This window comes from uncultured Ruegeria sp., from assembly GCF_947497005.1.
In the GTDB taxonomy this organism is placed as follows: Bacteria; Pseudomonadota; Alphaproteobacteria; order Rhodobacterales; family Rhodobacteraceae; genus Ruegeria.
Genome location: NZ_CANMFF010000017.1, coordinates 62,138 through 83,167 on the forward strand (window position 1 = coordinate 62,138; position 21,030 = coordinate 83,167).

Below are 21,030 nucleotides of genomic sequence, written 5' to 3' on the forward strand. Positions count from 1 at the left end.
AAGTGGTGGTTTTGATTGCAGGTGTAATTTACAAACGTTGTACGTTGAATGATCGTGGAACAAAGTTGAGGAAGGCCATCCTTAGCACCTGCATCTGTTTTGGCACATTGCCGATCGCCGAGGTAAAGGCAGACGCAGAAGTCGGAGATGTCGAACTCGGTGCGTATCTGTCTGCGGAATGTGTGACCTGCCATCAGACAAATGCCGAGACGGACGGTATCCCGCAGATTGTCGGACTTGATCCCAACGCGTTTGTGGATGCGATGCTGGCGTATAAGACTAAACAGCGCGAACATCCGATCATGCAGATGATGGCTGGGCGTCTGAACGATGAAGAAATAGCAGCGTTGGCGGCATACTTTAACGCGCTGGAGTGAAAACAGCCGCAGAGAGGGGTTTAGATGACGTGGAATAGACGCAAATTTCTGGGTGCTGCGACAGGCGCTTTGTCAGCGCCGGCAGTTCTGGCGGAAGGTAGCGGAAAGCCCCGGGTCGTCGTCATTGGTGGCGGCGCTGGAGGGGCCACTGCGGCGCGTTATATTGCAAAGGACAGCGATGGTGCAATCGATGTAACCCTTGTCGAGCCGTCACAGGTTTATTTCAGCTGCTTTTTTTCCAATCTCTACATCGGGGGACTGAAATCGATCGATGAGATCGGACATACCTACGGTGCGCTTGCTGCAAAATATGGGATCAACGTCATCCATGATTGGGCCGTTGCGGTCGATCGGGTCGGTAAAAATGTGACTTTGGCAGGTGGTCAAGTGCTGCCCTATGATAAGCTGATCCTGTCACCGGGTATCGATTTCGTCGAAGGGTCCGTCCAAGGCTGGGATCTATCAGCGCAAAATAAAATGCCCCACGCCTATGAGGCCGGTTCTCAGTCTCAGCTTCTACGTGCCCAGATAGAGAACATGCCCCAGGGTGGGGTGTTTGCAATGGTCGCGCCCCCAAACCCCTATCGCTGTCCACCCGGTCCATACGAGCGTATTTCGATGGTGGCGCATGTTCTGACAACCACCAACCCAACCGCTAAAATAATCATTGCCGATCCGAAACCGAAATTCTCTAAAATGGCGCTATTCGAGGATGGCTGGGCAACGTACTATCCGGGCATGATCGACTGGATTGGTGAAGATTTTGGCGGCGGAGACGTATCGGTCGACCCGGATCAGATGACGCTGGTGATTGACGGTGAAGAATTGGCCGTTGATATCTGCAACGTTATTCCTGCGATGAAAGCCGGGCGTATTGCCGAGATCGCGGGTGTTACGGATGGCCGATGGGCTCCGGTGAACTCAGCTGATATGTCCTCGAAAACAGACCCGGATGTTTATGTTCTGGGCGATGCCAGTCAGCAGGGCGATATGCCAAAATCCGGTTTCTCGGCCAATTCGCAAGCCAAGGTCTGCGCCAATGCCGTCCGCGGTGCGCTGACCGGTTCACGTATGTTCCCGCCAAGATACGCAAACACCTGCTGGTCATTGATTGCCGTAAATGACGGCGTCAAAGTCGGCGCGACATATGAAGCAACTGAAGAAAAGATAGCGCGTGTTGACGGCTTTATCAGTCAGGTTGGTGAAGATGTTACTCTGCGCAAGACAACCTACGAAGAATCCGAGAATTGGTACGCCGCCATCACAGGGGATATGTTCCGCTAGGGGTTTTGTTTTGGAATTTGTTGACAATTACTGAGTGCGGCAGTTCTGATTGCTGATAGACATGGATTGGACAATTCAGAATCGCGTAAGCTAAATTATGTGAAACTTGCACCCGCCCGCATTATTGCAAATCAAACGGCGCATGTGGCCTAGGTTCTGGACCCACTAAATTGGTTGTCGGCATCCCGTCCACATGATTCAAGCGCTTGAGGTTCAGGAGGGTGCATAATGAGAAGTCTATTCTGGTTGACCGACGAGCAGATGTCGCGGCTTCGGCCCTACTTTCCGATGAGCCATGGCAAGCCGAGGGTTGATGATCGACGTGTATTGAGCGGGATTATTTTCATCAATCGCAATGGGTTGCGGTGGTCGGATGCGCGTCGCGAATATGGGCCGCCGAAGACGCTCTACAACCGCTGGAAACGATGGAGCGATATGGGTTATTCGCTCGGATCATGACCGGGCTGGCTGCGGAAGAAGCCGATCACAAAACCATCATGATTGACGCAACTTACCTCAAAGTGCACCGCACGGCCTCCAGCCTGCGGCTGAAAAAGGGGGCGCGGCAGACTGATCGGACGCCCCAAGGGTGGCATGAATACGAAACTGCATGCAGTTACTGACAGCCTCGGACGCCCCATCCGCTTCTTCAAATCCGCTGGGCAGGTTAGCGACTACACAGGGGCTAGGGCTCTGGTGAACACGCTACCACCAGCTGAGCGGCTGCTGGGAGATCGAGGTTATGACGCCGACTGGTTCCGCGAAGCCCTTAATGACAGGGGGATTAGGCCCTGCATCCCAGGTCGCAAGTCGCGCGACAAGCCTGTCCGCTACGACAAGCGACGCTATAAACGCAGAAACCGCATTGAGATCATGTTCGGGCGCCTGAAAGACTGGCGGCGCGTCGCAACCCGATACGACAGATGCCCGAAGGTATTCCTGTGGCCATCGCACTCGCGGCTACAGTCCTATTCTGGCTGTAAATCAAAGAGTCTGGAGCCTAACTCCGGTAAAATCGCCGAAAAGTTCATCCAGCTCAAAGCTTTGCAACAAATCCCCGTTCCATCACCCTGTGGCGGAAACCCACAATCCACTGATTTCTGTTCGGGCGATGTGTGTGGTCAGCGCCAACGCGAAAACCCAGCCGGTTACAACAGCCGCTGCTGTTCCGAACCAAACTCCGATTTCGCTGAAACCCAAAAGGCCAACAAAAAACCAAACGAAGAAAGCAACCCCGAACCCTTGTCGATAGAAGCTGATCCAGACTGTCCAGATGGGCTTTTTTAACGCCTGCAGTAGCGAGTTGATCGAAAACAGCATCATGTAGAAGGGTAGGATCAGGCTATCGATACGTAGGTAGCCGACACCGACACGGATAACATCCGGCTCATTTGTGAACAGTCGCATGAGCAACGGGCCGCCGAGCCAAAGGATCGGGATTGCAATCAGTGTCATGAAGAACCCGATGCGCCAGCAATAGAACAGTGCTGCGCGTACTCTCTGGCTATCGCGGGCCCCGAAATTCTGAGATGCGATTGGCAGCAGCGCGCCGGTGACGCCCAGAATGGGCAGCAGCATAACCTGTTCCAGGCGAATGGCGATGGCGTACCCGGCAATGGCATGTTCCCCAAAGAGCTTGAGCGCAAATTGAATGACGAAGGTAGACAAGAGCATGACGGAAAAAGACACAGCCGTCGGCAGTACCTGCATGGAGATCTCGGCAAATCGGCTCAGGCGCGGGATGAAATGGGCCGGGCGCATCCGCCTCATACGTTTTCGCCGCAGAACCTGCCGGATGAGAAAAATCATCACCCCCGTCTGACTGATCACTGTGGATAGGGCCAGCCCGTCAAAACCGATGCCCGGGATCACACCGGGAATACCATAGATCAGAAGAGGATTCAGCACGATGTTTGCCAGAAACGCCACGATCAGCGCCCTCTGCATCGACACCGCATCGCCATGGGCCTGCAGGATGCCGTTGCACCCATGGGCCAGCAAGAAACCGGGCATTGCCATAAGCAGCCAGTAGAAATAGCGCAGCCCTGCATCGCGATAGTCGCCCGGTTCCGAAACCAATCGGATCAACATGGGGCCAAACCACAGGCTCATTAGAACAAGCAGACAGGATGCTATAAATCCATATGCCATCCCTTGCGCAGCAAGGCGCCGAGCCGCCCGGTTGTCGCCTGCACCCAGAGCGTTCCCGACCAACGCGCTCATGGCTGCGCCTAGCCCTACCCCGACAGAAATTGTGACGAAAAACGCCTGAAACCCAAGGGCCAGACCGGCCTGTGCACTGGTTGACAACAACCCGGCAAAGAAGATGTCCACGATATTGTAGAGCGTGTTGAACAGCATTCCCACTGCGCCAGGAATCGCCAGTGTTCGGAAGTGTCCCGGAATGGGTCCGCGCGTCAGATCAAGGTCAAGAGCCTGCGCCATGCCAGCCTGATATCACGGACGTTCTGCCTGAACAGTCAGAAAGACAAATTCGGAGGTCAGAACCTCTTCAAACCCGTGGTTGAGCTCGGCATCCACGCTGATGGTATCGCCAGCGGCCAGTTTGAACCGGGCTTCGCCATAGCGATAAACAGCTTCGCCTTCGATGGCCTGAACAAAAACGACGCCGTGTCCGACATATGTTGGTGGTGGTCCGCCATCGCGCAACAGGATCACGCGACGGGCCTGAAAGCGCAGGTCTTTGCGCGAATGCAGCGCTAGATTGACATATTCATGGCTATGCCCGGCAGAGATTCGGGTGGATCTCAGCCCTTCGCCATGGCGCACAAGTGTATAATCGGTGTGATCGGTGCGCGCTTCACGAAACAACGATATAATCGGAACTTCAAGCGCTTCGGCCAGCGCAGCGAGCGTGTCGATAGAGGGGGAGACCAGGCCATTTTCGATCCGGCTGACCATGGCGGCTGAGATTCCGGACTGCTTGGCCAGCCTGCGGGCAGATTGTTTGCGGCTTTGGCGCAGCTCTTTCAGCGAGGCACCAATTGCGCGATCAATCTGTCTTCCAGGCGGATCTCCCTGCATGGTCTGTCCTATTCTTCGTTCGCGTAATAGCCCACCACATCGCCATCCGTTGTCACGCCCAGACCGTTCAGCAACCTGTTCGCATAGTTGAAGTAGCCGACGATCTGATTGATTTCGAGAATCTCTCCGTCTTCCCAGCCAGCCTCTTTCAGTTGAGCAACGTCGGAATCGACCATCGCTCCGGGCGATACGGTCAGTTTCTCGGCATATCGCAGTGCCGCAAGATGAGCGCCGTCGAAGGCATCCTGTGGACGTCGTGCCTTGAACGCGGCTTCGATTTTATCGGCGCGTGCGTCATCTGCGATCAGGTGCCGGGCATTGGCCCAGTGGTTGGCGTAGGAGTATGGGCAAGTGTTCAAAGTCGATACGTAAGAACTGATCACCTCCTGAAACCACATCGGAACTGTGTTGGCATCGTCGTGTAGGCAGGCGCGATACAAAATCACGTGGCCTTTCATTGTGTTGGGACGCAGCGAGTGCACACGCATAACGTTGTCCACCGTCCCATGAGGCGTCCGCGCCAAATTCAGACTGTCCTGCAGCTGCGCATCGGCATCTTCGTCAGATATCATCCTGATCCAGGCAGACATTTACGGCTCCTTCTTTGAGATTTGGCGCAAGTTTCGGGCAGCTCAATTCTGTACCCCCGAGTTTTTTATTGACGAGTATTGCGTATTAAGCAACCATATTGATCGAAGTGCAACGTATTTGAGGATTTTCAGGCCTTGCCCGACTGCTCCGCTCAATCGCAGCACCGACCGGACGGGCCGTTCTAAGCTGTTGCGCAGGACATTCGGCTTAGGTGAGAGAATGCGTGCAAAAGGCTGAGCGCTTTGGACGAAAATAGACAACCAGGCATGGTGTCCCGAACCCAGACAGGCACGACATGAACCAAGCCACTCCGATGATCGAAGTGACAAATCTGGACAAGTACTATGGCGCGTTCCACGCGTTGAAGGATATCGACCTGACGGTGCATCAGGGTGAAAAGGTTGTGATTTGCGGTCCGTCGGGCTCGGGCAAGTCGACATTGATCCGCTGTTTCAACGGGCTGGAGTGGCACAATTCTGGCCGCCTCGTCATCGACGGGATCGAGGTTTACGACGGGGCCAAAGAGATTCGGGAACTGCGGCAGGAAGTCGGTATGGTCTTTCAGCAGTTCAACCTGTTCCCGCATCTAACCGTGTTGGAGAACCTGACAATCGGTCCGATGAAAGTGCGCCGCATCTCAAAGGCGCAGGCCGAAGAAACCGCACGCAAGTATTTGGAGCGGGTTCATATTCCGGAACAGGCCGACAAATACCCGTCGCAACTGTCGGGGGGGCAGCAACAGCGCGTGGCGATTGCAAGGTCTTTGTGCATGGAAACCCGGATCATGCTGTTTGATGAGCCGACCTCGGCGCTGGATCCCGAGATGATCAATGAAGTGCTGGATGTGATGGTCGAACTGGCCGACACCGGCATGACGATGGTTGTTGTCACCCACGAGATGGGATTCGCCCGCAAGGTTGCAGATACCATGGTCTTTATGGAAGCCGGCCGGATCGTCGAAATCTCGCCGCCCGAGCAGTTCTTCACCAATCCGTCCAGTGAACGTTGCCGACTGTTCCTGGATCAGATTCTGGCGCATTGAACGTGAGTGATCTGGGTATATCCGGGCCAAAGGGCCAGCCGCTGCCAAGGCCGCCTTTTCTGAAACGGTTCTTCGACTCGGTTTTGATCTCGGTCGCGATCTACGCCATCATTGTCGGTCTCATCGCATATGGCTCTTTTGTCGGCGCTCAGAGTATGGGATATAACTGGCAATGGTACCGCGTGCCGCAGTTCCTGTACCGCAACACCGAAATTGGGTTTGAATGGGGGCAAATTCCAATCGGATTGGTGGCGACAATCAAGCTGTCGGTCATTTCATTCCTGCTGGCGACGGCGATCGGTCTTTTGATCGCATTGCTTCGATTGTCGGGCCTGGTCATTGGATCTGCTGTTGCCGTCGGGTTTCTGGAATTGATCCGCAACATCCCGCTGCTGGTTCTGCTGTATCTCTTCTATTATGTGCTCGGGCCGATCTTCGGGTTTGACCGCTATACGGCCAGTATCCTCACGCTGGCGGTTTTCCACTCGGCGCTGATTTCCGAGATTTTCCGAGCCGGTATTAACGCCGTTCACACCGGCCAATGGGAGGCGGCGAAATCCATTGGGATGTCACCTTTCCAGGCTTATCGCTACATTATCTTGCCGCAATCGGTGCGCTTCATGTTGCCGCCGATGACGGGTGAAGTCGTTCACCTGATCAAGTCCTCGGCGATTGTCAGTGTGATCGCGGTGGCTGAGCTGACCACGTTTGGCCGTAACATCATATCCGATACCTACATGAGTTTCGAAATCTGGTTCACCATCGCCTTGGTCTATCTGGTGGTGACCCTGATCCTGTCGATTGGCGTGAGTCATCTGGAGAAGAAATATGCCGTCGACCAACAAAACTGAAAATACTGTCGGACAACAAGGAGAACCAAGATGAAGCTTTCTCGCAGAATGCTCGGGGCTGCCCTGGGTGCGGTCGTGGCGACTGGAATGGCGACCTCGGGCTGGGCGCAAAGCGCGACCCAGGACCTGTCCCGCGAAAGTGTGATTGAAACCATCAAGCAGGACGGCGTGATCCGCATCGGTCTGTCGCTGTTCGTGCCATGGTCGATGCGCGACAAGAACGGCGATCTGATCGGGTTCGAACTGGATGTCGGACGCAAGCTGGCCGAGGATATGGGCGTCGAGGTCGAATTCGTACCCACCGCATGGGACGGGATTATTCCGGCCTTGGTTTCGGGCAATTTCGACGTCATCATTTCCGGCATGTCGGTGACGGCGCAACGGAACCTGACGATCAACTTCACGGACCCATACGCATTCTCTGGCCTGGCAATCCTGGCGAATAAAGAGTTGACTGCGGACATGTCGCGCGAAGATTTGAACTCGCCGGATGTAACCTTTACAGCCCGTCGCGGCGCGACACCGGCAACAGTCATTGCTAAAGCATTCCCCGAAGCAAATCTGTTGCTGTTTGATGAAGATGGTGCATCCACTCAGGAAGTGCTGAATGGCAACGCGCACGCCACGATGGCCTCGCAGCCGACACCCAATCGCGAAGCCGGGCGCAACCCGGAAACACTGGTTGTGATGGAGGGTGAGCTTTTTGACCCACGTGGAGAAGCCTTTGGAATGCGCAAGGGCGACCCGGACGCGATGAACTTTTTCAACAATTGGATCGCGCAGAACTGGCGCTCTGGCTGGCTGGAAGAGCGTCACAACTACTGGTTCGCCACTGAAGACTGGGCGGATCAGGTCGCCCAGTAACATATCTGACCGGGGGCGGGGCAACTGCCCCCGGATTTGACGCGGAGCACGCCGGTGCGGGAATTTCTCAATAAACTCAGATGGCCCGATTATCTGATCCTGGCGGTCGTGGTCGCCTTTTTCGGCTATATCTGGCTGTCGATCGAAGGCACGCTGAACTATAAATGGCGGTGGGAACTAATCCCCGGCTATATTGTCGGCTGGCATTCCGGACGCGAAGAGTATTTTGCCAACCTGTTGTTGCAGGGGCTTGCCGCAACAATCCGCATCAGCATCTATTCCGGTATTTTGGCGCTTATCCTTGGGACCATTCTGGGCATCGCGCGTTGTTCGGCCAATCTGACAATCCGGATGTTGGCTCGCACCTATCTTGAGTTTCTGCGGAACGTTCCACCAGTCGTTGTCGTCTTTATCTTCTTTTTCTTCCTGTCCCAGCAACTGATTGACGCACTGAACCTTGAACGTTGGGCCAGAGGCATCGCACGGCAGGAAGACAACGCGGTGTGGGAGTTTTTCTTCGGTGAAATGCGCCGTTTTCCCTCGCTGGTATCAGGTGTCATCGTTCTGGCCCTGTTTGAAAGCGCTTTTGTCGGTGAAATTGTCCGTGCCGGAATTCAGTCAATCCCCAAAGGCCAGCACGAGGCGGCGCGATCCATCGGGATGAGCCGCATTCAGGAATTACGCTATGTGGTCCTGCCGCAAGCCATGAAAAAAGTGGTGCCGCCGCTAGCGAACCAGTTCATATCTCTCATCAAAGACAGCTCGATCCTGTCGCTGATCTCGGTGCAGGAGCTGACATATAAAACGGTCGAACTCGTGGCGTCGTCCCGCATGATATTCGAGGCGTGGATTACCACGGCAGCCTTTTATTTTGTGGTCTGCTTCGGCCTTAGTCGATTGTTTGCGCGACTTGAAAAGCGGTCCGACAAGCGCTAGCGGTCAAGCCATTCGACACATTGCCTGAATAAGTCCCGACACCGGCATGCACGGCATCGGGCCAAGGTTTGCAGGGGCTATGCCCTGATCTGGACCATTCCGTTTTCGATCCGGGTCTCAAACACCTTCATCGGTCGTGTCGCTGGTGCTGAAACCGGGTGCCCGTCTCGCACATCAAATGCACCCTGATGTAGGGGGCATTCAATGACATGCCCATCGAAATACCCGTCACAGAGATCAGCGCCGCCGTGATTACACAATGCCAGTGAAGCAAAGACGCCGCTTGGCGTGTCATAGATCGCGATCAAACGCGAGCCGAGTTCAACCCGCGTGACCCAGTTCTTTTCCAGCCGGGTGACTTCGATCACATCTTTCCATGGTTTTTCATCTGCCATGGATTACACTCTCGACCTTTGCCGTATTTGCCGCAGAATTTCGCGATGCGCGGCCAGATATCCGCCGGGTTCGACATGGATGTGATCCTTCAGTTTCTCATGCAAGCGTGGAAGGGCATGAAACGGGACCGATGAGACATAGTGGTGTTCGGCATGATAGTTCATGTTCCAGCATAGAAAGGCCCATGGGGCGGAAACCAGATTGGTTCGTGTGTTTTCTGACATCTGCGCCACAGTTGGTCGCCCGACATGTTCGGTCATCCGAATGAAACGCATCACCGGCTCACCCAGTATCAGGGGTATGATCCAGTACCAGATCAGCCCCCACCAACCTGTGATGGCCATGCCCAGAAAGATCGCCACATAGATTGCCAGCATTCGGCGGGCATCGCGATATACGGCCTGATACTCGACTTTCGGAATGAACCGCAGTTCAGCCTCGCTGAGGCGTCCGAAAGCGTGGCGAAATAGCTCAGTGAATTTGCCGCGCCAATAGGGCAGGGCGGAAAGATACAGCAGGTATTCCCCCAGCGATTTGGGCAAAGGGATCTGTTCGGGATCTTCCCCGGTCAATTGCGTATAGGTGTGGTGATCGCAATGTTCGTAGCGAAAGAACCGGTGCGGCAGGACGATAATCAAACCGCAGATCTGCCCGACCAGTTCGTTCAGCCAACGGGTTCGAAACACCGTATAGTGCACGCATTCATGCTGTAGCGAAAAATAGTGCACCAGAACAATGCCTTGCAGGAACATTGCAGGCCAGATCAACCAGCTGTCCCATGCCAGGGTGACGAGGGTGGTTGTACAGGCCAGTACCAGACCACAAAGCGTTAGATGACGCAGGCCGGGTCCGTTTGACCTTTGCATGAATCCTTTCAGCTCTTCGCGCGTCAGCTTGCCTTCGGCCAAAGCCTGAGTCAGAGGCGTTACGATTGCTTTTGACATGTGAGTTCCACAGAATTTGCCGGAGCGGGGGCTGTGCCCTCTTCGCATTTTCCGACACCGGAGACGGGAGTGCTCCGCACCATAGGGATCTTTCTGCAGAGCCCTATTGCCAACAGATTATCGTGACACCAGGCGTTCAATCAAGACAGAAAGCTTAGCTGGCGTTGCGCAATCCGATATCCATGTCGGGACTGACAAACAGTCCCGCGGCACAAGGATAACGGTCCAGTATCCCGGGCCCGTCGGGCAGACGGTCGGCATGGAAAACTCCGTTCTCCCAATAGGTCGTACCGTCGATCACGATGTTTGGATCGAACACGTTCCAACTGATCTCGCCCGGAGCATAGGCGCCGCAGGTGTGAAAATGCAGGATGCGCGGATTTCCGAATGCCGCCCCGCCCCAGCGCTCGTAATTGTCGCGCATGTTCCAGGGGTAACCGCAGCCGGGGTGAATACCGGCGTGCCAGGAGTGCACAAAGTTTCGGTCGATGCCGAACTGCGTGGCAACGCGGTCGTAATGCGCTTCGGCGCGGGCCACGTCATTGGGATCACCTTCGAACCCGGTCAGGCGACCGTTTTCCATATGGGCAAATACCGGGCGGTCAAACTCGATTGTATAATCGTCATAGTATTTCGATCCGGTGCCGGTCAGAAAACTCAATGCTACCCTGCCTGAAAAGCTGTGAGCTGGAACCGGGGTGAAGACGGACATCGGAAAACGCAGGATCGAGGTGTCGCCAGATGGATCGAGGTTCATCTCGGGCCGTCCCCGGACATTCGTGCCCAAAGGACAGGTGAACCATACCTCTTGAGCAGTGCTCAGTACCGCGTTGATCCCGGCCTTGATTTCCATGAAAGCATCATGATGTCCGTTCGAAAACCCCGACCCGAACAGTTCCCGGCTGAGGGCAAAGCTCACAATGATCTTTTTTCCCTGCGGCATCTCAGAAAACCGCAGTTGATCCCCGAGACGCGCCAGAAACAAGATGATGTCTGCCGCTTCGAACCGGGCCAGCAAATCCGACGAAAGGCTGGGATTGCCGGGATTGAATCCAACATCCACCGCATCGACAGACAGGCCCATCGAACGGGCAACGCCCGAGACAATTCCAACGCTATCGGCGTCGAAATATCCAAAACACGGAGGTTCATAGGCGATCAGCAGCCGATCACCCGCCACAGCTTGTGCGCAATTGATCAACAGGTTTCGCGCTCCGCGCTCGGGCGTGATGTCCGACATTCGCGACTCCTCTGGCTTCGAGCGCGTTAAGACTAGGTTGGAATCCTCGCATCGATCTATTTGAAAGAGTTAATGGTTGGCATTAGGATGACTAATATGATCCTGAACTTGCCCTATTCTGCATTGCGCGCGTTTGAGGCCGTGGTCCGGCATTCCGGGTTTTCACCAGCGGCAACAGAGCTTGGTGTCAGTCAAAGCGCGGTCAGCCAGCACGTCCGCAGCCTTGAGGAATGGCTGGGCCGCGACCTGCTGGTCCGTGGTGCGCGCCAGTCCCGCCCGACCCGAGAGGGAGAGTTGTTGGCATTGGCGATTTCTGAAGGGTTGGGGCGAATTTCGGATGTGTGTACGCAGTTGCGGGACAAGACGCGCAATGATCGGACGATTGTGATTTCATGTCTGCCAGGGTTTGCGTTTACCTGGCTGTTTCCGCGCCTGTTGAACTTTGATCTGGCCCATCCGGACCTGTCGATTTCGATTGCAACGGACACCGGCCAATACCCGTTTTCCGGAGCTGAGGCAGATATAGGAATTCGCTACGGCTTGGGTGAATTTCCGGGTTATCAGGTCGATCTGTTGATGACCGAGCAGCTGTTTCCGGTCTGCGCGCCTGCGCTGCTGCCGCATTTGCAACGCATCGAGGACTTGGCGCGTCACACGATCCTGGTGGATGAGAACCTGCACCACGGAACAGCAAGTCCGACATGGGAATTCTGGGCGCGTCAATGTGAGCTTGCATTACCGAACGGCGTGCGTACGCGTCGGTTGGGTCAATCGAACATGGTGGTTCAGGCTGCAATGGAGGGGTTGGGCGTGGCACTGGGGCGCGAGCCTCTGGTCATCGATATGTTGTGCGACGGACGTTTGGCGCGTCCTTTTGCCGAGGTTACGCAGTCTCCGCTGTCCTACTGGCTGGTGCGACAGCATGAGACCAAGGATAGCGCCAAAGTAATCGAATTCCTGAACTGGATTCACGCCGAGGTCGAGGCGCAACCGGAGATTCCCGCCCCTTTCACAGCTTGAAATTAGTCTGGCTTATACAATCCATTAAAACTCCGGCATGGCGTTAAGTGATATCGCCGTTCATACTGATATATGTCATCTGACAGATTGGAGAGCATTTTCATGTTTCTTAGAAACTGCTGGTACGTCGCCGCCTGGAGCAAGGATATTGGTCGCGAACTGAAGGCCGAGACCTTCCTGGGTGAGAATATTGTACTGTACCGGCAGCAGGATGGCTCTCCGGTCGCATTGGAAGATGCATGTCCGCATCGCAAGCTGCCGCTGTCCAAAGGCAATCTGATCGGTGATGTGGTGGAATGCGGGTATCATGGGTTGAAATTTGACTGTTCGGGCAAATGCACCGACAGCCCGACACAGCGCGGCATGACCCCGCGCCGGGCAGTTGTGAAATCCTATCCGGTCGTGGACCGCTACAGGTTCCTGTGGATATGGATGGGTGATCCCGCGTTGGCGGACCCAGACAAGATCTTTCCGATTGAGAATTTCGATGACCCAAGCTGGGGTAAAACCGATGGTGGCGTGATGGATATCGACTGTCACTATCTTTGGGTATGCGACAATCTGCTGGATCCCAGCCATGTGGCCTGGGTTCATGTTTCTTCCTTTGCAGGCGCTGGCACGGATGAAGAACCGCTGAATGTCGAGCGGACGGATCGCGGTGTGATCGTCTCGCGCTGGATCGAGAACAAGCCGCCGTCGCCTTATTACGCCAATCTGGTAGCCTTTGAAGGTGATTGCGACCGGCTGCAGCATTATGAGATGTGCATGCCAGCGATCGGGTTGAACAAATCCATCTATACTCCAGTGGGAACCGGTGGATATGACAAACAACCTGTTGAAGAGACTTTCATCAATATCTCTTATAACTTCATGAGCCCGATTGATGAGGACCGGACACGGTATTTCTGGTTCCAACACCGCAATTCCGATCCTGAGAACGCCGAAGTTTCCAAATTCATGAATGACGGCGCGCGTATGGCGTTTATTGAAGACAAAGAGGTGCTGGAAGAAGTCCACAAAGGTATGAAGCATGCCCGGACCCCCCATATCGATCTGGGTCTCGACGCTGGCGCCAAACTGTTCCGCAAGACGCTGGATCGGGCGATGGAGGCTGAAATCACTCCGGTCGACGTCGCAGTTCAGGCTTAAGACGATACCAGCAGCCTCAGTTCCAAAGACCTAGCCCTGGATCAGGGAGCGCGTAGCCTCGATCCGGTTATGTGTCGAGCGAAACGCAAAACCTTGGATGTGCCCCGTGTCGCTGTTTGAACCCGCACGCCAAATAAACGGCTTGAGCGTCTGAGTTTTCGGGATGCGTTCCAACCATCATGTAACCACAGCAAAGCGCACGTGCTTTCCGCATCGAACCTTCGATCAGCTGTCGCCCGATACCTCTGCCGCGAAACGACCGTTCGACAAAAAGGTGGTGCATGTCGATGCCGCGCAAACCCATTTGCAACTGGGTCAAGGGACATAGCGCGGCATAGCCGACGACCTCTGCGTTCAACTCAGCAACCAAAACATAGACCCAGGGCGGGTTGCCGAATACGTCCCGTTCAAGCTATGTTGCGCTGACGTCAGGGACATCGCCGTGGTGCGCGGCCAGAGCGCGGATCATCGATAACAACCGGGGGAGGTCATCGGGTTCCGCATTCCGTATCGGTGTAGTTGGGTCTGAGTTTGTGGTTTGCATCTTTGCCTCCTGTTTCAGCCACAGGGGCAAAATGAAAAGCGCCGCGCTGTGGCGGCACTTGCAGATTGAACATCATTGACCGCTTCGATTAGGGGGCGTGGTAATAGCAGCCGGACGGGTTGGTCATGAATGTCATGACCAGACCATGTGTTTTTCGCAGGAAGACGTCAAGTTGCCGGTTCTCTTATCAAAGTGTCACCAAGCGCTTTGAGTACAACAAACAACCCTTGTTGATGTCTCTTGTTTGCGCACTGGCAAGTTAACGCTGCCCGAAAGGGCGGGTTTGTTCGGCGGCACTCACTGCAGATTATGCCGCTCGGTAGATTACCGGAAACCGGCCGCCAGCAAAGGGCGCGCCGGGGCGAAGGCTGTCATCGTGTAACCATTCCGTCACGGCATCCCTCGGCTCATACGTTGCGCCATCCACAGCGAACCGGATCGCATAGCCGCGTCGGCGCCGGGTCGAAGTCCGGTTTCCCATCGCTGAATGCACGGTCATTCCATCAAAGGCCAATGCGTCGCCGGGTTCCATATGCGGAAAGTGAATGATGTCGTAGGCCGTGCGATTGGCCTCGAAATCGGGCATGTCGATATAATCGGGATTGTCTTCTTCAAGATAGTGCAGGAACCCTCCGAGTTGATCGGTCTTGAAAGGCCGGTACTTGGCGCCCCAAGCGTGCGATCCCCGGACAAATTCCAATGCGCCGTTGTCCGGGTCTACAGGATCCAGCGCAATCCACATGGTCATGATGGGCCCTGAGACCGGCCAATAGGGCTGATCCGTGTGCCAGCCGGTCTGGGTTCTCGTGCCCGGTTCTTTGGCAAAAATCTGATCATAGATAAGTGAGGTCCAAGGGCTGTCTGCTACTTCAGCCACTCGTTGGCCGATGTCCGAGGTTAGGCAATACTCCTGAAATACACCCGGATGTTCGCGCATATTCTTGTATGCGAAATAGCGATCACCCTTGGCGGTTTCCTCATCTACCGCCAGACGCAGCTTTTCCAGCCAGTCCTGCGACAATACCTGTTTCAGGAGCACGACGCCGTCGCGCACATAGGCTTCCCGAATGGATTTCTGTTCTGATGATTGTGTCATGTAACGTCCATATCCATCGCCTCATCCTGTGGGGCGGTTGTAAAAAGCAGGCGCATGGCACCCGGTTTATCTGATGTTACGAAACAGGTGAGCTGCGGCAGTTGATCACGAAACAGGGCCAGAGCGAGCGTGCCGACCATTTGCCAGCAAGGTGCCGATGGAACTGTGCCACACGTAAATTCATAACGTCACGATACATGAATTTCCTGAAACCGCATAGGGCTGAGGTGTCGATGTCTGTCGGGTGATGTGGATAGTAAAGTATTGACGAAAAGTGCATGATGATAAATATTATTACCATCATGCAAAAATACTCTGTCTTCTCTCTTGCCCGAAATGCGCTGTCAGGCCATCGCAACTGGCCTCAGGCCTGGCGCAGCCCGCCGCTGAAGGACAGCTATGATGTGGTTGTGATCGGGGCAGGGGGTCATGGTTTGGCAACCGCCTATTACCTGGCCAAGGAATTCGGCATCACCAATGTTGCCGTGTTGGAACGGGGCTGGCCGGGCGGCGGCAATATCGCCCGAAACACGGTGACGATCCGCTCGAACTACATGCGGGATGAGTCGATCCCGTTCTATGTCAAATCCGTCGCCATGTACGAAGGGCTGACGGATGATTTGAACTTCAACATGATGCACTCGAAGCGCACCATGGTGGACGTGGTTCAGACCTGGCCAAAGCTGCGCGAATTGCGCAGGCGGCAGCTGACGATGGACATTTACGGTTCAACCTATGAACAGATCACCACCGAAGAGGTGCGAAAACGCATTCCGGCGCTGACTGGGGGTGGCCCCGATGCGCGATTGCCGGTGATCTGCGGAATGGTTCACACGGACGCGGGCGTGAACCGGCATGATGCGGTGGCCTGGGGGTATGCGCGCGCGGCAGATGCGCGCGGGGTCGAGATTCATCAACAGACAGCGGTTCAATCCCTGCTGCGGGGCGCAGATGGAAAGATCGAAGGCGTCGAAACCAATCGCGGCGTCGTGAAGGCGGCCAAGGTTGTCGTGGCAGTCTCGGGTCACACAACCACCCTGACCGAAACCGCAGGGCTGAAACTGCCGTTGCGCACGATGAACCTGACGGCTTTTGTGTCCGAACCGGTGAAACCTCTGGTCGATGTGATCGTGAACTGCCCGGATAGCGGGTTCTATTTCAGCCAGTCCGACAAAGGCGAAATGGTGATCGGCGGTGCGCCTGACATGGGGCAAAGCTTTCGTCGCGACATCAAGCAACATGTCTTCGAAGACACTGTGGCCGCAATGCTGTCGCTATTCCCGAGTTTCAAGAAGCTCAAGCTGATGCGGCAATGGGGCGGACATCTTGATATCGCTCATGATGCTTCACCCATCATGGATCAGACGGATGTGCCGGGCCTGTTTGTCACTGCCGGATGGTGGGGTGGATACAAGGCCATCCCCGCGGGCGGTCTGACACTGGCCCATCTGGTTGCGAAGGGAGCGCCTCATCCTTTGATGGCACCCTTCACCTTGAGCAGATTCCGGCATCTGGATTTCGTGATGGAAGCCGGCACCACCACGGCGCGCTAGGAAAGGTCAGGATCATGTTGCTTATACCCTGCCCGTTTTGCGGCAAACGCAACGAAAGCGAATTTATCTATGGCGGTCCCGTCGGTGCCGACCGTCCAGACCCTAATGCCGCCACCGACCAGGAATGGGTCGAGTATCTGACCGTGATGCCGAACCCATTAGGCCCGGTTCAAGAGAACTGGTGGCACGCGCGCGGTTGTGGTGACTGGTTCACGATCTGGCGCGATACGCGGACCCATGACATTGTGGAGGCGCCCGATGGCACAAAGTAACCGCCGTGCGGCGGGCGGGCGCATCGACCGAAACCAGCCTTTGCGATTTACCTTCAATGGCAATTCTTATGAAGGGTTCGAGGGCGACACGCTGGCCTCGGCTTTGCTGGCAAACGGTGTGCGCGTCACCGCTCGCAGTTTCAAGTACCATCGCCCGCGCGGTATTATGGGGCACGGACCCGAGGAACCGGCAACATTGGTTGAGCTGGACGGCGAGGATGCCTCGGGCAACCGTCCGGCGACAACGGTGCCGCTGCGCGAAGGTCTAAATGCGCGCTCGGTCAATTGCTGGCCATCGCCCGAATTCGACCTGGGTGGAGTTAATCAGTTGTTTGCTCGGTTTATTCCCGCAGGGTTTTACTACAAGACGTTCAAATGGCCCAACTGGCACCTGTTCGAGCCATCGATCCGCATGGCAGCCGGTCTGGCCGCCGCTCCATTCAAACCTCCGTCCAAGGGACATTTCGAAGCCCGCTATGCCCATGCCGAAGTTCTGATCGCCGGGGCAGGTCCAGCCGGGTTGAAGGCAGCGCTTGACGCCGCACGCGCAGGCAAGCGGGTGTTTTTGGCGGATGAGGGGACCGAGGCGGGCGGCAGCCTGCTCAACCGGAACCTGACCATCAGCGGTCGCCCGGCCATGGATTGGGTGGCGGACGCGGTGGCCGAGTTGCACGGGATGCAGAATGTGACTCATCTGCAGAACGCAACTGTCTGGGCTTATCGCGAGCACAATCTTCTTATCGTTAATGAGCGCGCGCCTGAACAGGGCTCGATCCTCGAGCGCAGTTGGCGGGTTCGCGCAGCTGAGGTGGTCCTCGCCACGGGCGCCACGGAACGCGCGATGGTCTTTGGCGGAAATGATCGCCCCGGCGTGATGCTTGCCTCTTCGGTTCAGGCCTATGTCAATCGCTGGGCTGTCAATGTGGGCACGCGCGTCGCCCTGTTTACCAACAACAACAGCGCCTATGCAGTTGCCGCTGACCTGGCGGCCGCAGGCATCATCGTGACCGCGATATTGGATAGTCGCGAGCATATCCCCAAAGAAGCGTTGGATCTGGTCCCTGGCTTGCCAGTGCATCCCGCGACAGTTGCTGCAGGTATGTTTGGACATAAACGCGTTCGTGCAGTACTGGCCGCTCCGTTATCCGGGGGCGCATCCAAATGGATTAAATGTGATGTGTTGGCCCATTCTGGTGGCTGGAACCCGACGGTGCATCTGTGGTCGCAATCCCGCAGCACTTTGCAGTTTGACGAGGATTTGGCGGCATTTGTGCCCGATCAGGCGGTGCAGCCCTGTCGGGCCGTGGGCGCGGCAGCCGGTGATCTGACGCTGGATCGGATCATCGATGGCGGCGAAGATTCGGCCTATGGGATCGAGCCGCTGTGGCGGGTGGACGTTCCGGGGCAACGCGGCAAAGCGTTTCTGGACATTCAGAATGATGTCACCGTCAGCGATGTTCATCTCGCCCTGCGTGAAGGCTATGACAATGTCGAACATGTCAAACGTTACACGACAGGCGGCATGGGCATCGATCAGGGAAAAACCGGTAACATCAACATCATCGGCACCGTCGCGTTGCAAAAGGGTCTGCCGCTGCAAGAAGTTGGAACCACCACTTTTCGTTCGCCATATACGCCTGTGTCCTTCGGTGCGATTGGCGGTCTGCGCGAGGGTTGGGGGCTGTTTCCCTATCGCCACACGCCTGTGACCCAGTGGAACAAGGATAATGGCGCGGTCATGTATGAAGCGGGTGCCCGCTGGCGGCGGCCAGGATATTTCCCCAAATCTGGTGAAGGCTTGCAGGATGCGGTGAGCCGCGAATGCCGCGCGGTGCGTGAAGGCGTTAGTGTCTACGATGGTTCTCCGCTCGGCACATTCGAGTTGAAGGGGCGGGACGTTCCGCGATTCCTCGATTTCATCTATTCCAACATCATGTCCAACCTGAAACCCGGCGAGGGGCGCTATGGGTTGATGCTGTCCGAGGATGGCTTGATCCTGGATGACGGCGTGGCCTTTCGGCTGGATGAACACCGCTGGCTGATCTCAACCTCGACCGGTCACGCCGATGCAGTAAACCAGCACATGGAAAAACTACTGCAGACTGAGTTCCCGGACTGGCAGGTGATGATCACGACCGTCACCAGCCAATGGAACAATGCCACCATTTGCGGACCCAAAGCGCGCGAGGTGATGCAGGCGCTTGACACCGACATTGACCTCTCGCCCCAATCCTTCCCGTTCATGTCCTTCCGCGAAGGCGCCGTCGCGGGGCTCCCGGCGCGGGTGGTTCGGGTCAGTTTTACCGGTGAGCTGTCATTTGAGATCAACGTCGCCCCTCGTCACATGGCCGAGCTTTGGGATAAAGTGATGGAGGCGGGCGCACCCTTTGAAATCCTGCCGGTCGGTTCAGAATCGAGCCATGTGCTGCGGGTGGAAAAGGGTTTTCTATCACTTGGGCACGAGGTTGACGGAACTGTCGATGCGTATGATCTGGGCATGGGTTGGGTCATGTCGAAGAAAAAGTCCGATTATCTGGGCAAACGCTCGATCGAGTTGCGCCGGTCGGGCGGTGGTAAGCGGCACGAGCTTGTCGGGATATTGCCGGTTGACCCAAACCAGAAAATCCCCGAAGGCGCTCCCCTGACGCCCGGAGGCCGGAAAGAGGCCACCGAAGGTCTGGTCACCGCCTGTGTCTGGAGTGTGGTGAATGACCACTGGGTCGGGTTGGCACTGTTGGAAAATGGTCACGCGCGACAGGGCGAAACCGCCCATGTGCGACTGAAGAAGAATGTGATCCCGGTGACGGTGACGAAACCGGTGTTCCACGATCCCGAAGGTAAGCTGCTGAGGTCCTGAGATGAGCTATGATGTCACGTTTCAACGCTGCGGGATAAGCGCGCTGTTTGACCTCAAAGGGGCTGTGGATGCGGTTGAAGCCTGGGTTGGCGACGCGCTGCCGGACTTTCCGGATCGCCCCAATTACCGCACCGGAAAAGATGGCAAAGAGCTGTTCTTCATCGGCCGCGATCATTGGCTGGCGCGCGCGCCGCTGGAACAGGAAGTCGCGCTGGAAGCCCGGTTGAAACCCACGGATTGCCCGGTGGATATCAGCATTGTCCGGGTCTCGGATACCACAACCTTTTTTCGTGTGACCGGACCTGATGCAGGCGAGATCTTGGCGATTGCCTGCCCTCTGGACCTGCATGACAGCATGTTCGACGCCGAGGCCGTCACCTATACCGAGGTTTTCGGCCTCAAGGCTTTGGTGATGCGGTGCAAAGATGGAATAGAATTCGGTGTCGAACAGAGCTTTGCAGATATGATCGAAGAGTATCTGTCCCGCGCAACCGCTTAAGGAGACCATCGCCATGGCTCGAACACATATTCATAAGTACCAGACCCGCTATCATGCGCAGGCAACGTATTCCAAAGCCATTCGCGCCCGGGGTGATTTTGTCTTCATGCAGGGGCAGGTGGGTACACTGCTGGATGGCACGTTGATTGGAGAAGGGGACCCCGGTGCGCAGGCAGATCAGGCTTGCCGCAATATTCAGCAATGGATGGAAGAAGCCGGAGGCAGTTTGGCCGATGTCTGCAAACTGACGGTCTATGTCACCGACATCTCATACCGACCCGCCGTGTACGAAGCGATCAATCGCCGGTTCGAAGGCGTGCATCACTGTTCGACCGGCGTGGTCGTTCAAGGTCTGGCCGATCCGTCGCTGCTGGTCGAGATCGACGCGATGGCTGTCATCGATGATGATGAATCGAGCACCTCTGGCTGAGGATATCTGCGTTATCCGGTATCGCATTGTGTCGTGCCTC

22 protein-coding genes and 1 pseudogene are annotated in these 21,030 nt (G+C 55.9%); 14 read left to right on the forward strand and 9 right to left on the reverse strand.

The features are described from left to right. Window positions 1–65: 65 nt before the first annotated feature. From Q0816_RS20340 to Q0816_RS20350, 3 genes and pseudogenes are all read left to right on the forward strand, one after another. Complete coding sequence (locus Q0816_RS20340) at window positions 66–377, forward strand: cytochrome c (protein ID WP_367180548.1); 312 nt, start codon at window positions 66–68, stop codon at window positions 375–377. Window positions 378–401: 24 nt separating this feature from the next. After that, window positions 402–1,661, forward strand: a complete 1,260-nt coding sequence (locus Q0816_RS20345) for an NAD(P)/FAD-dependent oxidoreductase (protein ID WP_298854090.1) — start codon at window positions 402–404, stop codon at window positions 1,659–1,661. 228 nt (window positions 1,662–1,889) lie between these two features. Next, window positions 1,890–2,644: pseudogene (locus Q0816_RS20350) on the forward strand (IS5 family transposase). An 82-nt stretch (window positions 2,645–2,726) separates the two neighbouring features. Here Q0816_RS20350 and Q0816_RS20355 read toward each other — a convergent pair. The 3 genes from Q0816_RS20355 to Q0816_RS20365 are packed head-to-tail and all read right to left on the reverse strand — an operon-like array spanning window position 2,727 to window position 5,296. Further along, complete coding sequence (locus tag Q0816_RS20355) at window positions 2,727–4,106, reverse strand: MATE family efflux transporter (protein WP_298854091.1); 1,380 nt, start codon at window positions 4,104–4,106, stop codon at window positions 2,727–2,729. A 12-nt stretch (window positions 4,107–4,118) separates the two neighbouring features. Beyond that, entirely contained in the window at window positions 4,119–4,706 is a 588-nt protein-coding gene (locus Q0816_RS20360) for a helix-turn-helix domain-containing protein (RefSeq protein WP_298854092.1), read from the reverse strand. An 8-nt stretch (window positions 4,707–4,714) separates the two neighbouring features. Further along, entirely contained in the window at window positions 4,715–5,296 is a 582-nt protein-coding gene (locus Q0816_RS20365; RefSeq protein ID WP_298854093.1) for a carboxymuconolactone decarboxylase family protein, read from the reverse strand. 296 nt (window positions 5,297–5,592) lie between these two features. On the opposite strand from Q0816_RS20365, the gene Q0816_RS20370 reads away from it, so the two are divergent. The 4 genes from Q0816_RS20370 to Q0816_RS20385 are packed head-to-tail and all read left to right on the forward strand — an operon-like array spanning window position 5,593 to window position 8,990. Further along, window positions 5,593–6,339 (forward strand): amino acid ABC transporter ATP-binding protein, encoded by a 747-nt coding sequence (locus Q0816_RS20370; RefSeq protein WP_298854094.1) that lies wholly within the window; start codon window positions 5,593–5,595, stop codon window positions 6,337–6,339. Window positions 6,340–6,341: 2 nt separating this feature from the next. After that, a complete protein-coding gene (locus Q0816_RS20375) occupies window positions 6,342–7,190 on the forward strand; it encodes an amino acid ABC transporter permease (RefSeq protein ID WP_298854095.1) in 849 nt (282 codons plus the stop codon). 30 nt (window positions 7,191–7,220) lie between these two features. Continuing rightward, window positions 7,221–8,054, forward strand: a complete 834-nt coding sequence (locus Q0816_RS20380; protein WP_298854097.1) for a transporter substrate-binding domain-containing protein — start codon at window positions 7,221–7,223, stop codon at window positions 8,052–8,054. Between the two features lie 54 nt (window positions 8,055–8,108). Beyond that, window positions 8,109–8,990: an amino acid ABC transporter permease gene (locus Q0816_RS20385; RefSeq protein ID WP_298854098.1), complete on the forward strand. Its 882-nt coding sequence runs from the start codon at window positions 8,109–8,111 to the stop codon at window positions 8,988–8,990. A gap of 77 nt (window positions 8,991–9,067) precedes the next feature. Here Q0816_RS20385 and Q0816_RS20390 read toward each other — a convergent pair whose 3' ends face one another. From Q0816_RS20390 to Q0816_RS20400, 3 genes are all read right to left on the reverse strand, one after another. Beyond that, on the reverse strand, window positions 9,068–9,385 hold the full coding sequence (locus Q0816_RS20390) for a non-heme iron oxygenase ferredoxin subunit (protein WP_298854099.1): 318 nt from the start codon (window positions 9,383–9,385) through the stop codon (window positions 9,068–9,070). 3 nt (window positions 9,386–9,388) lie between these two features. After that, window positions 9,389–10,330 (reverse strand): fatty acid desaturase family protein, encoded by a 942-nt coding sequence (locus Q0816_RS20395; RefSeq protein ID WP_298854100.1) that lies wholly within the window; start codon window positions 10,328–10,330, stop codon window positions 9,389–9,391. A 154-nt stretch (window positions 10,331–10,484) separates the two neighbouring features. Next, complete coding sequence (locus Q0816_RS20400; protein ID WP_298854101.1) at window positions 10,485–11,570, reverse strand: hypothetical protein; 1,086 nt, start codon at window positions 11,568–11,570, stop codon at window positions 10,485–10,487. Window positions 11,571–11,666: 96 nt separating this feature from the next. Here Q0816_RS20400 and Q0816_RS20405 point away from each other — a divergent pair, with 96 nt between their 5' ends. After that, window positions 11,667–12,590, forward strand: coding sequence for a LysR substrate-binding domain-containing protein (locus tag Q0816_RS20405; RefSeq protein ID WP_298854102.1), 924 nt, complete (start codon window positions 11,667–11,669; stop codon window positions 12,588–12,590). 102 nt (window positions 12,591–12,692) lie between these two features. Continuing rightward, window positions 12,693–13,739 (forward strand): aromatic ring-hydroxylating dioxygenase subunit alpha, encoded by a 1,047-nt coding sequence (locus Q0816_RS20410; protein ID WP_298854103.1) that lies wholly within the window; start codon window positions 12,693–12,695, stop codon window positions 13,737–13,739. A gap of 67 nt (window positions 13,740–13,806) precedes the next feature. Here Q0816_RS20410 and Q0816_RS20415 read toward each other — a convergent pair whose 3' ends face one another. From Q0816_RS20415 to Q0816_RS20425, 3 genes are all read right to left on the reverse strand, one after another. After that, window positions 13,807–14,109 carry a GNAT family N-acetyltransferase gene (locus tag Q0816_RS20415; protein WP_298854105.1) on the reverse strand — a complete coding sequence of 101 codons (303 nt, stop codon included), beginning with the start codon at window positions 14,107–14,109 and terminating at the stop codon, window positions 13,807–13,809. 42 nt (window positions 14,110–14,151) lie between these two features. Then, complete coding sequence (locus tag Q0816_RS20420) at window positions 14,152–14,283, reverse strand: hypothetical protein (protein WP_298854106.1); 132 nt, start codon at window positions 14,281–14,283, stop codon at window positions 14,152–14,154. A gap of 307 nt (window positions 14,284–14,590) precedes the next feature. Beyond that, a complete protein-coding gene (locus Q0816_RS20425) occupies window positions 14,591–15,379 on the reverse strand; it encodes a phytanoyl-CoA dioxygenase family protein (RefSeq protein WP_298854108.1) in 789 nt (262 codons plus the stop codon). A 278-nt stretch (window positions 15,380–15,657) separates the two neighbouring features. Here Q0816_RS20425 and Q0816_RS20430 point away from each other — a divergent pair, with 278 nt between their 5' ends. Genes Q0816_RS20430 through Q0816_RS20450 form a run of 5 tightly spaced genes read left to right on the forward strand, consistent with a single transcriptional unit; the run spans window position 15,658 to window position 20,990 of the window. Continuing rightward, window positions 15,658–16,932 (forward strand): FAD-dependent oxidoreductase, encoded by a 1,275-nt coding sequence (locus Q0816_RS20430; RefSeq protein ID WP_298854110.1) that lies wholly within the window; start codon window positions 15,658–15,660, stop codon window positions 16,930–16,932. A 14-nt stretch (window positions 16,933–16,946) separates the two neighbouring features. Continuing rightward, window positions 16,947–17,204 carry a sarcosine oxidase subunit delta gene (locus Q0816_RS20435; protein WP_298854111.1) on the forward strand — a complete coding sequence of 86 codons (258 nt, stop codon included), beginning with the start codon at window positions 16,947–16,949 and terminating at the stop codon, window positions 17,202–17,204. Further along, complete coding sequence (locus Q0816_RS20440) at window positions 17,191–20,061, forward strand: 2Fe-2S iron-sulfur cluster-binding protein (protein ID WP_298854113.1); 2,871 nt, start codon at window positions 17,191–17,193, stop codon at window positions 20,059–20,061. Before Q0816_RS20435 ends, Q0816_RS20440 begins: the two co-directional genes overlap by 14 nt. A gap of 1 nt (window position 20,062) precedes the next feature. Further along, window positions 20,063–20,560 carry a sarcosine oxidase subunit gamma family protein gene (locus Q0816_RS20445; RefSeq protein WP_298854114.1) on the forward strand — a complete coding sequence of 166 codons (498 nt, stop codon included), beginning with the start codon at window positions 20,063–20,065 and terminating at the stop codon, window positions 20,558–20,560. A gap of 13 nt (window positions 20,561–20,573) precedes the next feature. Beyond that, complete coding sequence (locus Q0816_RS20450; protein WP_298854115.1) at window positions 20,574–20,990, forward strand: RidA family protein; 417 nt, start codon at window positions 20,574–20,576, stop codon at window positions 20,988–20,990. The last annotated feature ends 40 nt before the right edge of the window (window positions 20,991–21,030 follow it).